At 74.4% G+C, this 12475-nt stretch carries 14 protein-coding genes and 1 pseudogene; 11 read left to right on the plus strand and 4 right to left on the minus strand.

Going from position 1 to position 12475, the window contains the following annotated elements:
• The first annotated feature begins 10 nt into the window (after positions 1 to 10).
• The 6 genes and pseudogenes from ABD374_RS16325 to ABD374_RS16350 all read left to right on the plus strand — a co-directional run bounded on the left by ABD374_RS16325 (position 11) and on the right by ABD374_RS16350 (position 5479).
• Complete coding sequence (locus ABD374_RS16325; protein ID WP_344495785.1) at positions 11 to 661, plus strand: HemK2/MTQ2 family protein methyltransferase; 651 nt, start codon at positions 11 to 13, stop codon at positions 659 to 661.
• 67 nt (positions 662 to 728) lie between these two features.
• Positions 729 to 845 (plus strand): annotated as a pseudogene (locus tag ABD374_RS16330) (CDGSH iron-sulfur domain-containing protein); the annotation flags it as partial.
• A gap of 99 nt (positions 846 to 944) precedes the next feature.
• The gene (locus ABD374_RS16335; RefSeq protein ID WP_344495883.1) at positions 945 to 1361 is read left to right on the plus strand and encodes a CBS domain-containing protein; all 417 of its coding nucleotides are present in this window, start codon (positions 945 to 947) and stop codon (positions 1359 to 1361) included.
• A gap of 2 nt (positions 1362 to 1363) precedes the next feature.
• Entirely contained in the window at positions 1364 to 2212 is an 849-nt protein-coding gene (locus ABD374_RS16340; RefSeq protein ID WP_344495787.1) for a DUF72 domain-containing protein, read from the plus strand.
• A gap of 100 nt (positions 2213 to 2312) precedes the next feature.
• The gene (locus ABD374_RS16345; protein ID WP_344495789.1) at positions 2313 to 3239 is read left to right on the plus strand and encodes an oxygenase MpaB family protein; all 927 of its coding nucleotides are present in this window, start codon (positions 2313 to 2315) and stop codon (positions 3237 to 3239) included.
• The gene (locus ABD374_RS16350) at positions 3221 to 5479 is read left to right on the plus strand and encodes a serine/threonine-protein kinase (RefSeq protein WP_344495791.1); all 2259 of its coding nucleotides are present in this window, start codon (positions 3221 to 3223) and stop codon (positions 5477 to 5479) included. Before ABD374_RS16345 ends, ABD374_RS16350 begins: the two co-directional genes overlap by 19 nt.
• Before the next feature lie 286 nt (positions 5480 to 5765).
• Here the strand turns inward: ABD374_RS16350 and ABD374_RS16360 are convergent, their stop codons facing one another.
• From ABD374_RS16360 to ABD374_RS16375, 4 genes are all read right to left on the minus strand, one after another.
• Positions 5766 to 7502 carry a serine hydrolase domain-containing protein gene (locus tag ABD374_RS16360; protein WP_344495885.1) on the minus strand — a complete coding sequence of 579 codons (1737 nt, stop codon included), beginning with the start codon at positions 7500 to 7502 and terminating at the stop codon, positions 5766 to 5768.
• 146 nt (positions 7503 to 7648) lie between these two features.
• Entirely contained in the window at positions 7649 to 7996 is a 348-nt protein-coding gene (locus ABD374_RS16365) for an Asp23/Gls24 family envelope stress response protein (protein WP_344495793.1), read from the minus strand.
• Positions 7993 to 8610, minus strand: coding sequence for an Asp23/Gls24 family envelope stress response protein (locus tag ABD374_RS16370; protein ID WP_344495795.1), 618 nt, complete (start codon positions 8608 to 8610; stop codon positions 7993 to 7995). Before ABD374_RS16370 ends, ABD374_RS16365 begins: the two co-directional genes overlap by 4 nt.
• Positions 8601 to 9191 (minus strand): RNA polymerase sigma factor, encoded by a 591-nt coding sequence (locus ABD374_RS16375; protein WP_344495796.1) that lies wholly within the window; start codon positions 9189 to 9191, stop codon positions 8601 to 8603. The genes ABD374_RS16370 and ABD374_RS16375 overlap by 10 nt, the downstream gene beginning before the upstream one ends.
• Before the next feature lie 210 nt (positions 9192 to 9401).
• Between ABD374_RS16375 and ABD374_RS16380 the strand changes: the two genes are divergently transcribed.
• The 5 genes from ABD374_RS16380 to ABD374_RS16400 all read left to right on the plus strand — a co-directional run bounded on the left by ABD374_RS16380 (position 9402) and on the right by ABD374_RS16400 (position 12238).
• Positions 9402 to 9911, plus strand: a complete 510-nt coding sequence (locus ABD374_RS16380; RefSeq protein WP_344495799.1) for an Asp23/Gls24 family envelope stress response protein — start codon at positions 9402 to 9404, stop codon at positions 9909 to 9911.
• A gap of 14 nt (positions 9912 to 9925) precedes the next feature.
• Complete coding sequence (locus tag ABD374_RS16385) at positions 9926 to 10120, plus strand: hypothetical protein (protein WP_344495800.1); 195 nt, start codon at positions 9926 to 9928, stop codon at positions 10118 to 10120.
• A gap of 2 nt (positions 10121 to 10122) precedes the next feature.
• Positions 10123 to 11157, plus strand: a complete 1035-nt coding sequence (locus ABD374_RS16390) for a DUF6286 domain-containing protein (protein ID WP_344495801.1) — start codon at positions 10123 to 10125, stop codon at positions 11155 to 11157.
• Positions 11123 to 11692 carry an alkaline shock response membrane anchor protein AmaP gene (locus tag ABD374_RS16395; RefSeq protein ID WP_344495803.1) on the plus strand — a complete coding sequence of 190 codons (570 nt, stop codon included), beginning with the start codon at positions 11123 to 11125 and terminating at the stop codon, positions 11690 to 11692. The genes ABD374_RS16390 and ABD374_RS16395 overlap by 35 nt, the downstream gene beginning before the upstream one ends.
• 129 nt (positions 11693 to 11821) lie before the next feature.
• Entirely contained in the window at positions 11822 to 12238 is a 417-nt protein-coding gene (locus ABD374_RS16400; protein WP_344495805.1) for an SsgA family sporulation/cell division regulator, read from the plus strand.
• Positions 12239 to 12475: the final 237 nt, after the last annotated feature.

The following is a 12475-nucleotide window of genomic DNA, read 5'->3' on the forward strand; positions in this document are numbered from 1 at the left end:
CCCGCCTCTCATGCGCCTACTCAGACCACCTGGTGTGTATGCCCCACTGGAAGACACCGAACTGCTCGCACGGACCGCCCGTGAGGAACCGCGGATGCCCGGCGCCGACGTGCTCGACGTCGGCACCGGCACCGGCGCCCTCGCCCTGGTGGCCGCCGCATCCGGGGCGGCCAGCGTCACCGCCACCGACCTGTCGCGCCGAGCCGTTCTCGCGGCCCGGCTGAACGCCCGGCTGCGAGGACATCCGATCCATGTCCGCCGCGGGGACCTGCTGAGCACGGTGGCGAAGCAGAGCTTCGACGTGATCCTTTCCAATCCACCGTACGTCGTCTCCCCCGGCGGCGTACCGGCGAAGAGCGCCGACCTCACCTGGTGGGCGGGGGAGGACGGACGCGCGGTGCTGGACCGGCTGTGCGTGCAGGCGCCGCCCCTGCTGAGGCCGGGGGGCGTACTGCTGGTGGTGCATTCGGCGCTGTGCGGCGTCGGCGCGACCGTGGACGCCCTGACCGCCCAGGGGCTGCGGGCCGGGCCCGTCGCCCACGAGACAGTGCCGTACGGACCGGTGATGCGCCGGCACGCCGCATGGCTGGAGGCCCGGGGCCTGGTGGAGCCGGGTGAGACGAAAGAGGAACTGGTGGTCATCCGTGCCTGGCGCAGCTGAGAGTGGAACCCCCCGGACGCAGGACGACCGCGCTGTCCGGCGGGTCGTCGTCGACCCGCAGGGCCCGATGCTGGTCGAGGGCCCTGTCGAAATCACTCTGCCGGACGGCACGACCGCCCGCTCCGACCGGTTCACGGTGGCCGTGTGCGCCTGCCGGCGCAGCCGCCGCTACCCCTGGTGCGACACCAGCCACCGCCGCAGGACGAATGCCCGGCCCGCGGCCGGGTATCCGGCCGACTCCGGTGGACGGACAGCCGGTTCCGCATCCGAGACAGGAGGAACGATGACGACCGCACGCCAGATCATGTCCAGGGGCACGGAGTGCGTGGGCGAGCAGGAGACTCTGGCGGACGCCGCCCGGACGATGGCGCGGCTCGGCGTGGGCGCCCTGCCCGTCTGCGGCGCCGACGAAAAGCTCAAGGGCATGCTGACCGACCGCGACATCGTGGTGCGGGCCCTCGGAACGGGCAAGGACCCGGGCACGACGAAAGCCTCCGAACTGGCACGGGGCGAAGTGGTGTTCGTCCGGGCGGACGACGACGTCGACCAGGTGCTCCGCACGATGACGCGGCACAAGGTGCGCAGGCTCCCGGTGATCGACGGCCACCGGCTGGTCGGCATGATCACCCAGGCCGACGTCGCCAGGGCGCTGCCCGCACCCCAAGTCGGTGACCTCCTGGAGGCCCTGTCCACGGACTGATCATGGGCGACATTCTGGTGGGCACCTGCTCGTGGACCGATTCCGCGCTGGTCTCCAGCGGCTGGTACCCGAGGGGCGCCAGGGGAGCCGAGGGGCGGCTGCGGCACTACGCCTCCCGGTTCCCCGTGGTGGAGGCCGACAGCACGTTCTACGCCCTGCCTTCCGAGCGCGTCAGCGCCCTGTGGGCGGAGCGCACCCCCGAGGGCTTCCTCTTCGACGTGAAGGCGTTCGCCCTCCTCACCGGGCACGGCGCCCGGGTGGGCGCGCTTCCGGCCGACCTGCGCCCGGCGGGCCTGGCCCCGACGGCGTGGGTACGCAAGTCCCAGCTGCGCCCGGAAGCGGTGACGCAGCTGTGGCAGCGGTTCACGGCCGGGGTTGCGCCTCTGCGCGACGCCGNCATCGAGGAGTGCCGGGAGCGGGCCGGCACCCCGATCGCCGTGGAGTTCCGGCACCCCGGGTGGCTCGCCCCGGACCGCATCGACGAGACGGCCGGCTTCCTGCGGAGCAAGGGCATCCCCCTGGTGGCCGTCGACACGCCCCAGGGGCTGCCCGAGTCGGTGCCGCCCGTCGCGGAGGCGACGGCGCCCGCGCTCTCGGTCGTACGGTTCCACGGGCGCAGCCCGCAGTGGGGCACCGGCAGCAAGGAGGACCGCTACCGGCACCGCTACACCCACGAGGAACTCAGGAGCTGGCTCCCGCGCATCCGCGCGCTCGCGGAACGTACGGAACAGGTCCACGTGCTCTTCAACAACTGCTGCGCGGAGGCGTCGGTCGAGGCGGCCGAAGCGATGTGCGAAGTGCTGGCGGAGCAGGGGATCAGCGGGACAGCGGGACCTGACCGCCCCGGGTGAGCGTCCCGCAGGTGTCCCCGCACATCCCCGGGCACGTCTCCGGGCTCCCTGCCGGCCGGCCGGTCCGGTCAGCCCGGCCGTACCGGCAGGAGGTGGGGACATGCGCGACGCCGACCCGGGCCTCTTCGGGCCCGAATCCGTCACCTGGCAGATGCACGGCGACCCGGTGATGTGGATAGGGGGCCTCCGCGCGCTCTACCTCCAGGCACTGCACCCGCGCGCCGTCCGCGGCGTCCTGCAGAACAGCGACTTCCGCCAGGACGCCTGGGGCCGGCTGATGCGCACCGCCTCCTTCGTCGGCGCCCTCACCTACGGCACCACGGACGCCGCCGAGCGGGCCGGCGCCCGGGTCCGCAAGATCCACAGCATGCCCGGCACCACCGACCCGGCCACCCGCGAGCGCTACGGCGTCGACGAGCCGGAGGCGCTGCTGTGGGTGCACTGCGCCGAGGTCGGCTCGCACCTGGACGTCGCGCGCCGCTCGGGACTCGGGATCGACGACGCCCAGGCCGACCAGTACCTCGACGAACAGCGCGAAAGCGCCCGCCTGGTCGGCCTTGACCCGGCCCGGGTCCCGGCGTCCACGGCCGGACTCGCCGCCTGCTTCGAGCAGGTGGGGCCGGAACTCGCCGCCGGGCCCGAAGCGCGCGAAGTCGACGACTTCCTCCGCGGCCCCCCGGTGCATCCGCTGCTCGTACCGGCGCGCGCCCTGCTGTGGCGGTGCGTGGCCGCCCTCGCCTACGCCTCACTGCCTCCCTACGCCCACGACCTGTACGGCCGCCCCGCCGCCGCACCGCAGACCGTGACCCGCAGGCTCGCCATGGCCGGAACCGCCCTGCGCTGCGTCCCCTCCCGCGTGCGGTGGCAGCTGCCGCCCCAGCACATTCTGAGAGCGATGGCGCGTCTCGGCCCCGACGCGCGCCCCGCCCCGTACAAACTCCGCAGACAGGCGGCCATACTGGGCGGTCCGGGGAGGGCGCAGCGAAACGACGGGGGCGACAGCACGAGATGGCGGACACCAGGCTGATCCAAGGCCGGTACCGGCTGCTCGACCTGATCGGGCGCGGGGGCATGGGCGAGGTGTGGCGGGCCCGCGACGAGTCGCTGGGCCGCCGGGTCGCCGTCAAGTGCCTCAAACCGGTGGGGCCTCAGCACGACGAGTCCTTCACAAGGGTGCTGCGCGAACGCTTCCGCAGGGAGGCGCGCGTGGCCGCCGCCCTCCAGCACCGCGGTGTCACCGTCGTCCACGACTTCGGCGAGCACGACGGCGTTCTCTACCTCGTGATGGAACTGCTCGAAGGGCGCAACCTCAGTCAGCTCCTGGAGGACAACAAAGCGCATCCGCTCGACGTCGCCGATGTCGTCGACATCGCCGAGCAGGTCGCCTGGGCCCTGGCCTACACGCACGACCAGGGCATCGTCCACCGGGATCTGAAGCCCGCCAACATCATGCGGCTCACCGACGGCACGGTGAAGATATGCGACTTCGGCATAGCGCGCCTGGGCCAGGACATCGGCTTCAGCTCCCGGCTCACCGGCACCGGGATAGCGATGGGCACCCCGCACTACATGTCGCCCGAGCAGATCGGCGGCGACCACGTCGACCACCGCAGCGACCTCTACTCGCTGGGGTGTGTGCTGTACGAGATCGCCACCGGCGTTCCGCCGTTCGACCTCGACGACGCCTGGGCGGTCCTCGTCGGACACCGCGACACGCAGCCCCGGCCGCCGCGCGTCCACCGCCCCGAACTTCCCGAGTTCTTCGACCGCGTCGTCCTCGACCTGCTCGCCAAGACGCCCGAGGAACGGCCCGCCGACGCCAAGGACCTGGCGCACCGCCTGACCGCGGCACGCGCGTCGGGCTCCGTCGCCGTGCCGCTGCCCGCGCCCGCCCTGCGCCCGCCCGCCGGGCGCCCCGAACAGCCGCCGTCGCGCGCCCCCCGCCTGCCCTCCTGGACCCGCGGCATGACGACCGGCCACAAGGCGAGCGGCACGTGGGCCCTCGCGTCCGCCCCGCCCGACCACGCGGCGGGCCTGACGGGGGAGTGGACCACCGGCGCGGGCCCGCGGGCCGCGCCCGCCGCTCCGGCCGCGCTCCGGCCGGAGCGGCACACTCCCTCGCCCGAGGTACTGGCCGTACTCACCAGCAGGCACGACGCGGGCCTCAGCCTCGGCCGCCTCGGCCGCTGGAACGAAGCGGGCGAGGTGCACCGCGCGGTCGCCGCCGAGCGCGAACGCGCCCTGGGCCCGGACCACCCCGACACCCTCGCCAGCCACTACGAGGTCGGCTTCACCCTCAGCAGGACCGGGCGCGCCGCCGAAGCCCTGCGCGAGTTCGACCGCGTGGCCGAGGGCCGCGAACGCACCATGGGCCCCGACCACCCCGAGACGCTCGCCGCACGGCAGGAGACGGCGTACGTACTGGGCCAGCTCGGCCGCCACGAGGAGGCACACCAGGTGTACGCGGACGTGCTCGCCTCCCGGGAACGCACCATGGGGCCCGAGCACCCCGACACGCTGCGCTGCCGGCACAACCTGGCGTTCAACCTCGGCAGGCTGGGGCGTCTGGAGGACTCGTACCGCATGGCGCACGAAGTCGCCACGGCCCGCACCAGGGTGCTCGGCGCGACGCACCCGGACACGCTCGTCACGCGGTACGAGGTCGCGTACGCACTCGGCCGGCTGGGGCGCTGGACGGAGGCCCTCCAGACGTACCGGGATGTCGCCCGGGCCCGCGCGCGGGCGCTCGGCGCCGACCACCCCGACACCCTCGCGGCCCGTTACGAGATCGGCATCAGCCTCGGACGGCTCGGCCGCAGCGCGGAGGCCCTGGAGCTCTACCGGGACCTGGTCGACGACCGCACCCGGGTGCAGGGCCCCGCCGATCCCGAGACGCTGCGCGCCCGGCACGGCCTCGGCGTCAACCTCGGCCGCCTCGCCCGCTGGGAGGAGGCCCTGGCCGAGGCCCGCGACGTCTGCGCGATCCGCGAACGCGTCCTGGGACCCGACCACCCCGATACGCTCGTCAGCCGCCGCGAGATCGCCGTCGGCCTCGGCTGGCTGGGCCGCTGGGCCGACGCGCTCGCCGTCTACCGGCAGGTCGCCGAGGCCCGCGAACGCGTCCTCGGCGCCGACCACCCCGACGCCCTGGCCGGCCGCCACGACGAGGCGCACTGCCTGGAACAGCTCGGGCGGGGCGCGGAGGCCGTCGAGCTGTACCGGCGGGTGGCCGACCTGCGCCGACGGGGCGGGGCGCGGAGCCACTGAGCCGCCGGGCCGCTGAACGGCCGAGTCCGGGAACTGCGGCTGCCCGGCGGCCAGGTCTTCCACCGCGCGCTCTTTTTCCCGTACGCCGGCGAGTCCGCCGCCCCGTACGCCGGCGAGACCGCCGGGACGGACCGGCGGGGCGTCGGGACGGCGCGCGAGCGTCCTGCTGCGCGGCGCGGGAGCCGTACGCGGCGACGGAGTCGGCGCAGTCCCCGGCCACCACGCTGCGATGGCCGCACCCGGGCGCTGATCTGGGGCCGGCCGCATCCGGCCCGGCGGCTACCGGTCAGTCCTCGGAGGCCGTCCAGCCCGTCGCCTCGACGCGGGCGGCGTCAGCGGGCCTGGCCTCGTCGAAGAGGACGCGGCGGCCGTCGTCGACCCGCAGTCCGTCGACGTACGCACCCCGCCCGACGTACAGCGTGTCGGTCCGGTACCGCCAGCGCAGCCGCACCTCCTTGCCGCGCCAGGCCGCGAGGTCCGCGCTCAGCCGGTGCCAGACGCGCCCCGACCAGCCGGTGACCGCGCCCGCCGGGTGCGTCTGCGGCTCCCGGCCCCCGCGTACGGTCGTGAACGGCACCGCCTGCCAGGTGGCGCCCCCGTCCGCCGAGGCTTCGAGGAAGAGGCGGTCGGACCCGGGTTCGGTGTCCCACCACAGCGAACAGCGCAGACGCGGGCGGTCCGAGGCGAGGGGCAGGGCGGGCAGGGCGAGCGTGGCCGTGGTGGCGGAGGCCATGCCGGAGAACCAGGCGGTGCGGCCGTGGGCCGGGCGTACGGCGACGGCGCGGGCCAGGTTGTTGGCCGCGGCCACCCGCGGGGCGCTGCCGGAGCGCCAGTTGCGCACGGGATGGACGGAGTTGCCGAGTACGACGAGGAAGGAGTCGGCCGACGGGTCGAGGACCAGACTGGTGCCGGTGAACCCGGTGTGGCCGGCGGTCTTCGGAGTGGCCATCGCGCCCATGTACCAGTGCTGGTGGAGCTCGAAGCCGAGGCCGTGCTCGTCGCCGGGGAAGGCGGTGTTGAAGTCGGTGAACATCAGCTCCACCGACTCGGGCTCCAGGATCCGCGCCCGCCCGTACGCGCCGCCGTTGAGGAGCGTACGGGCGAGGACCGCCAGGTCCCAGGCGGTGGAGAACACTCCGGCGTGTCCCGCGACACCGCCGAAACCGTACGCGTTCTCGTCGTGCACCTCGCCCCACACCAGACCCCGGTCGAGACCGGACCAGGGCAGCCGGGCGTCCTCGGTGGCGGCGATCTTCGGCTTCCAGGAGGCGGGCGGATTGAAACGGGTGCGGTGCATCCCGAGCGGGGCGGTGATCTCGTCGTGGAGCAGGGCGTCCAGAGTGCGACCGGTGATCTCTTCGAGCACCAGCTGCAACGAGATCAGGTTCAGGTCCGAGTAGAGGTACGTGGTCCCCGGCGCACTGGCCGGCGTCTCGTTCCACAGAAGCCGCAGCTTCCCCTCCCGCGTCGGCTCCTTGTAGAGCGGAATCCACGCACGGAACCCGGACGTGTGCGTGAGCAGCTGACGTACCGTCATGTCCTGCTTCCCCGCGCCCCCGAACCGCGGGAGATACGTGGCGACCCTCTCCTCCAGCTCCAGCGCGCCCCGCTCGATCTGCTGCACGGCGAGCACGGAGGTGAGGAGCTTGGAGACCGACGCCAGGTCGAAGACCGTGTCCTCGGCCATCGCGATCCGCTGGTCCGCCGGGAACTCCACCGCCGTGTCGGTCTTCTCGTCGTACGCCGAGTAGCGCACCGCCGAGCCGATCGCCTGATGCAGCGCCACCGTGCCGCCCCGCCCGGCGAGCAGGACCGCGCCCGCGTACCAGGGGTGCTTGGGGGAGGGGCCGAGGTAGCGCTCCGCGTCGGTGACGAGTTGCTTCAGGGGGCCGGGGAGCAGCCCGGCGCGCTCGGGCGAACCGCGCCGCAGCGTCGGCCGCCCACCGCCCGCGCCGGCTTCCTTCGCCGCCGCCGCCCACCCGGCGGCGGGCGGCGCGAGCACCAGGGCGCCGCCCAGCGCCATGATGCCGACGCCCAGCCCGCGCCGGCTGATCCCTCTGTCCGCTGCACCGTCGGTCACGAGCCACCCCTTGTGAAAGTAACTTCCGCCACGCGCTCAATAGGCGAAACTTTCTTGCAGGCGAAGGGTGCTGTCAACCGTCCCCGCACTCACACGATGGCCGTCACGGTCACCGTCACAGCGGCCCTGACGGGGCGTCCGCCCGTCGCGGCCGCCCCTGCGGCTGTCTCCGCAGCCGCCTCGACCGCCGCGCGGACCGCGCGCGTCACGTCCACCGCCCGGTGACCGCGCAGGACCGCGAGCTGTACGTCGATCCGCCACCCGCCCGAACCCTCCGCCGCCCTGGCCCGCACGCCACCGCAGCTCCCCGGCCGCTGCCCCGTCGCGCCGCGCAGGACATCGGCGATCCCGGGACGCAGGAAGGCCACGCCCGGCACCGCGAGGGCCGCCTCGGCGGCCGCCCGTTCCAGCCGCGCCCTGCTGGTCCGCGCCGTCATCGGCCGTTCCCGTCGGGCTCGTCGAGGATGTCGATCACCCGGACGTCGATGGTCCGCACCGGCATGCCCAGTACCTCCCCGGCAGCCGCGGCGACCCGTGCGCGGACCGCGCCACAAGCCTCCGGCAGGGCCCAGAAAAGGGCCACCGCCACCTCGATCTCCACCCGCGCCGCGTGGCCCACCGGGGCGATGCGGCAGCTTCCCGTGCGTACCCCGGGCAGTGCGTCGGCAGCCGCCCGCAGCGCCTTCGCCGCGGCGGCCTCGAAGACCCAGCTGTCCTCGTCCGGCTCACCGAGGGGCAGCGTGCGACCGGGCCGCAGTTCCAGGCGCACGATGTCCATCACGCGGGCCGTCACCGCTTCGGCGTCCGGCTGGTCCGACTCCGTGTCCTGCGCGGCGCGGGCGCGGTTGACGAATGCGTCCAGTGCCCGCAGTTCGTCGAGCGCGGCGGCGCAGTGCGGGCAGTCGTCCCGGTGGTCCCCCGGACCTTCCTGGTCCTCTTGGTGCTCCTCGGCGAGGCGGGCGTCCCAGACGTCGGCAAGGGAGCGTCCGCACAGCAGCAGTTCCTCGTCCGCGGGATCGGGACCGCCCGCCGGTTGTGCGTTCAGCGCCATGCGCTCATCACCTCCGTCAGGGAGCGCCGCGCCCTGAAGATCCGGCCGCGGACCGCCTGGTGGCTGATCCCGACGGCGTCCGCGATCTCCTCGTACGGCAGTCCGTGCAGTTCGCGCAGGACCCAGCAGGCGCGCTGCTCCGGCGAGAGCCGGCCCAGCGCCGCGGACAGCTCCTCGAGGGCCGCTCCGGCCTCGGCGGCGCGCGCCGGGGAGCCGGTGTGCTCGGGCGCGGCCGGCTCGGGAACGGCGTCCAGGCCGGTCACCGGCCTGCGGGCGCGCAGCAGGTTCAGACAGCGGTTGGTGACGATCCGGTACATCCAGGTACGGAAGGCGGCCTCGCCCCGGTACTCCGGCAGCCTGCGCCAGGCGCTGACGAAAGCGTCCTGCACGGCATCCTCCGCTTCGGTCCTGCTGCCGAGCATACGGAGGCCGAGCCGCAGGAGCGGCGGCCCGTGGCGGCGGACGAGGACCTCGAACGCCTCCTCGTCGCCCTCGCGGGCCCGCACGGCCAGCAGCGCGTCCTCGTCGGACTCCGACGGGTCCTGCGTACGCTGCGGCGGTTCATCCCCGTCCCCGGGCACTCGGCGGCTCCTCTCGTTCCTGCCTTGCATCTGTGCGTCTGCTGCTCGGACACGGCCGCGGTGGATGTGTCACGGCGAACGTGTCACGCCCCCCGTGACGGCCCGGCGGAAAAGAGGGTTGGGATCCGCGTGACACTTCACCGGGCCCGGTGTCCAACGAAGTGACAGGGCACATGTATTGAGAACTCCGAAACTCCGAGGGGAAATCCGATGACGTCGAACACAGTCTCCGCCGGATCGCCGAACGCCTCCACCGCACGCAAGGGACCGGACGCGGGGCACACCACGACCGTGGGCGCCGGGGCGACCGGCGCCGCCGAGCCCGCCGGGACCCGTGGCAGGACGTCGATCGCCGATGTCGTGGTGGTGAAGATCGCGGGCATGGCGGCGCGCGAGGTCCCGGGCGTGCACGACATGGGGGGCGGCCTGTCGCGCACCTTCGGCGCGGTACGCGACCGGGTGCCGGGCGGGCGGCCCAACGTGGGGCGCGGGGTCAAGGTCGAGGTCGGCGAGCGCCAGACGGCGATCGACATCGACCTGGTCGTCGAGTACGGCGTACCGATCATGGACGTGGCGCGGGACGTCCGGGAGAACGTGATCTCCGCCGTCGAGCGGACCACGGGTCTGGAAGTCGTCGAGGTGAACATCTCCGTCGACGACGTGCACCTGCCCGACGAGTCCGACGAGGGCGGCTCGAACGCCGAATCCCGCGTGGAGTGAAGGGGTTCGCGGCGATGAGCGCAGCACAGCTGGGACCGGTGGCGGGCATGGCGCTCGCCTTCGCCGCGTGGTTCGGCGGGTTCGGTGCGTTCCTGCTGGTCGGGGCACTCGGCGGCGTGGGATTCGCGGTCGGCCGGGCCTTCGACGGGGGCGCCGGCGGTACGGACCTGCGGCGGTTCCTGGACGGCATCGCAGAGCGGAGGCGCTGACGGTGCGGGGCGAGCCGGGCGGACGGGCCGCCGACCGCGGTACGACGGTGATCACCGACCGGGCGCTGCGCCGCGTCGTGTCGCGCGCCGCCGCGGAAAGCCTCGGACAGGACGGGAACGCCGGGCACGCCGCCGTCACGAGGCGCGGGAGTTCCGTCCGCGTCTCGCTGGGCATCGGTCTGCGCTATCCGGCGGACTCCACCGGACTCGGGGCGCGGGTGCAGGCGCATGTGGCCTCCCGTACCGCCGAGTTGACCGGGTTCAGCGTCTCGGCGGCGGAGGTGGTGGTCAGCCGGCTGCGACCGGACCCCGCCGCCTGCCGGCCGGAAACGGCACCCGCCCTCGTCGAGGGGGCCGGCGCGGCGCCGGCGGACGCGGGCCGCCGGGAGTGGTCGGCCCGGCGGCTGCCCGCCGCGCTCGCCGCCCTGGCGGGGACCGCGGCGGGCGGGGGACTGCTGTACGACATGGCGACGACCGGGGGCCGTAGGGCCGCACGCGTCCAGGACGGTGTCCTGGACCGGCTCGCGGACGCGGGCAGCGGCAGCGTCTGGCCGGTGGTGGCAGGAGCATGCCTGGCTCTCCTCGGAGCATGGCTGGTCGTGCTCGCGCTCACCCCGGGCGCCCGCCGCCTGCCGATGGCCGTGCCCGCTTCCGGTGTACGGGCCGCCCTGGACCGGGGCAGTGCCCGTGCGCTGCTGCGGGACGCGGCGCTCGACGTACCCGGCGTGGCGGCGGCCCGCGTACGGCTGCGCCGCGCGCACCGCGTCCGCGCACGCGTCACGGTGGCCTTCGGGGATCCGGACGCCGTGCGTACGGCGGTGCACGAGCGGCTGTGCGCGACGCTCCCGGCCCTGGGCACGGCACGGCCCGGTCGCGTACGGGTCGGGGCCGTACGCGACCGCGACTGGTGCGCACCCGCACCCGTCGGGGAGGAGGAGCAGCCGGAAACGCACGAGGACGGGCACGGGCACGAAAACGATCAGGATCACGAGAGGGGACGGCATGAAACCGGCGCGCCGCACAAGACCGTTGCGTGACGGTCTCAACCGCGCGCTGCTGGCGCTCCTGGGCGCGGCGGCGCTGGCAGCGGGGACCTGGCCGGCCGTCACCGGCCTGGTCCGGGAGGTCCCCCCGTGGTGGCCGCTGCCGGGAGAAGGCCTACGGCCTTCCGTCCCCGACTGGGGTTCGCCCGCCGTGATCGCCCTGACCGGCGCGGTCACGGCGGCCTCGCTCGGGTGGCTCGTGGCGCAGGGCCCCGGGCGCGGACCGCGTCGCCTCGCGCTTGCCCACCCGGCGCTCCACCTCCGTACGAGGGCCCTGGTGCGCGCCCTCCGTACCGAGGCCGAGGCGGTCCCCGGAGTGGCCGGGGCGCGTGTACACCTTTCGGGAAGGGCCGCCCGCCCCCGGCTGGACATGGCCGTACTGCTGGAGCCGGAAGCGCGTCCCGCGGCGGTGCTGGAACGCCTCGCCGGGGAGCAGCTGCGGGCCGCACGCACCGCCGCGGGCAGTGAACGGCTGGTGCTCAGCGTGCGGTTCCGGGTGCGCGGGCACCGGGCCGGCCGCGCCCGCTGACATCGGCGGAGCACCTCCCTGTCACCCACACAGGTGATATGACCGCGCACCGCGTGAGGACTCGGCCGGGCAGGTGTCCGGAAGGGCAGCGGTGCATGTCGGCACCGGTATGAGGGGAAGGAGAGTCCCTTGCTCACCAGCATGACTCACTTGGTCGCGGCCCGGCTCTGCGCGTCGAGTATCGGCGTCCGGTACACCGTCACCGTCTCTCTGACGTACGCGTGCGACGATCCGCTGGCCGTCCATCTGACCTTCCCGGCCGACGCGTCCCGCAACGACGCCCCGGCGACCTGGACGTTCGCCCGCGGGCTGCTGGCGGCGGGCCTGCACGCGCGGGCCGGGGTGGGCGACGTGCAGGTGTGGCCGCACGACGAGCGGTGGGTCACGGTGAGCCTGACGGCGCCGGAGGGCGCGGCCGTGGTGGAGCTCGACCGGCGCGGCCTCCAGCGCTTCCTCGCCCACGCGTTCGCGGCCGTACCGGCGGCCGAGGAAACACAGCGCCTCGCCGTCGACGCCCTGATCGAGTCCCTGCTCGCTTCGGGCTGATCCGGGAAGCTCCGGGCCGGTCGGGAAAGCCCCGGGCCGCTCCGGGGCGTACGGGCGGGATCAGCGGGACCGGCCTTTCCGCCGCGAGCAGGGCGGGCAGCGGCACGGCCCCTCGTGGGCGAAGTGATCCTCCGGGGTGGACGCGGTGGTCGCGAGCCGCTCCGGCCCGGCCCTGCGCGAAGCGCTCTCGCCGGGGCCCGTGGCGTCGGCCGCCCCGGCGAGCAGAGCTCCGAGGTC

Origin of the sequence: Streptomyces enissocaesilis, assembly GCF_039533765.1 — a bacterium.
Lineage (GTDB): Bacteria > Actinomycetota > Actinomycetes > Streptomycetales > Streptomycetaceae > Streptomyces > Streptomyces enissocaesilis.

What these genes read in the sequence shown, in the direction of transcription:
- ABD374_RS16380 (WP_344495799.1), top strand. Translation starts at nt 9,402, where the DNA reads ATGACGTCGAACACAGTCTCCGCCGGATCGCCGAACGCCTCCACCGCA.
- ABD374_RS16325 (WP_344495785.1), top strand. Translation starts at nt 11, where the DNA reads ATGCGCCTACTCAGACCACCTGGTGTGTATGCCCCACTGGAAGACACC.
- ABD374_RS16335 (WP_344495883.1), top strand. Translation starts at nt 945, where the DNA reads ATGACGACCGCACGCCAGATCATGTCCAGGGGCACGGAGTGCGTGGGC.
- ABD374_RS16360 (WP_344495885.1), bottom strand. Translation starts at nt 7,502, where the DNA reads ATGGCGCTGGGCGGCGCCCTGGTGCTCGCGCCGCCCGCCGCCGGGTGG.
- ABD374_RS16350 (WP_344495791.1), top strand. Translation starts at nt 3,221, where the DNA reads ATGGCGGACACCAGGCTGATCCAAGGCCGGTACCGGCTGCTCGACCTG.
- ABD374_RS16365 (WP_344495793.1), bottom strand. Translation starts at nt 7,996, where the DNA reads ATGACGGCGCGGACCAGCAGGGCGCGGCTGGAACGGGCGGCCGCCGAG.
- ABD374_RS16345 (WP_344495789.1), top strand. Translation starts at nt 2,313, where the DNA reads ATGCGCGACGCCGACCCGGGCCTCTTCGGGCCCGAATCCGTCACCTGG.
- ABD374_RS16395 (WP_344495803.1), top strand. Translation starts at nt 11,123, where the DNA reads ATGAAACCGGCGCGCCGCACAAGACCGTTGCGTGACGGTCTCAACCGC.
- ABD374_RS16370 (WP_344495795.1), bottom strand. Translation starts at nt 8,610, where the DNA reads ATGGCGCTGAACGCACAACCGGCGGGCGGTCCCGATCCCGCGGACGAG.
- ABD374_RS16385 (WP_344495800.1), top strand. Translation starts at nt 9,926, where the DNA reads ATGAGCGCAGCACAGCTGGGACCGGTGGCGGGCATGGCGCTCGCCTTC.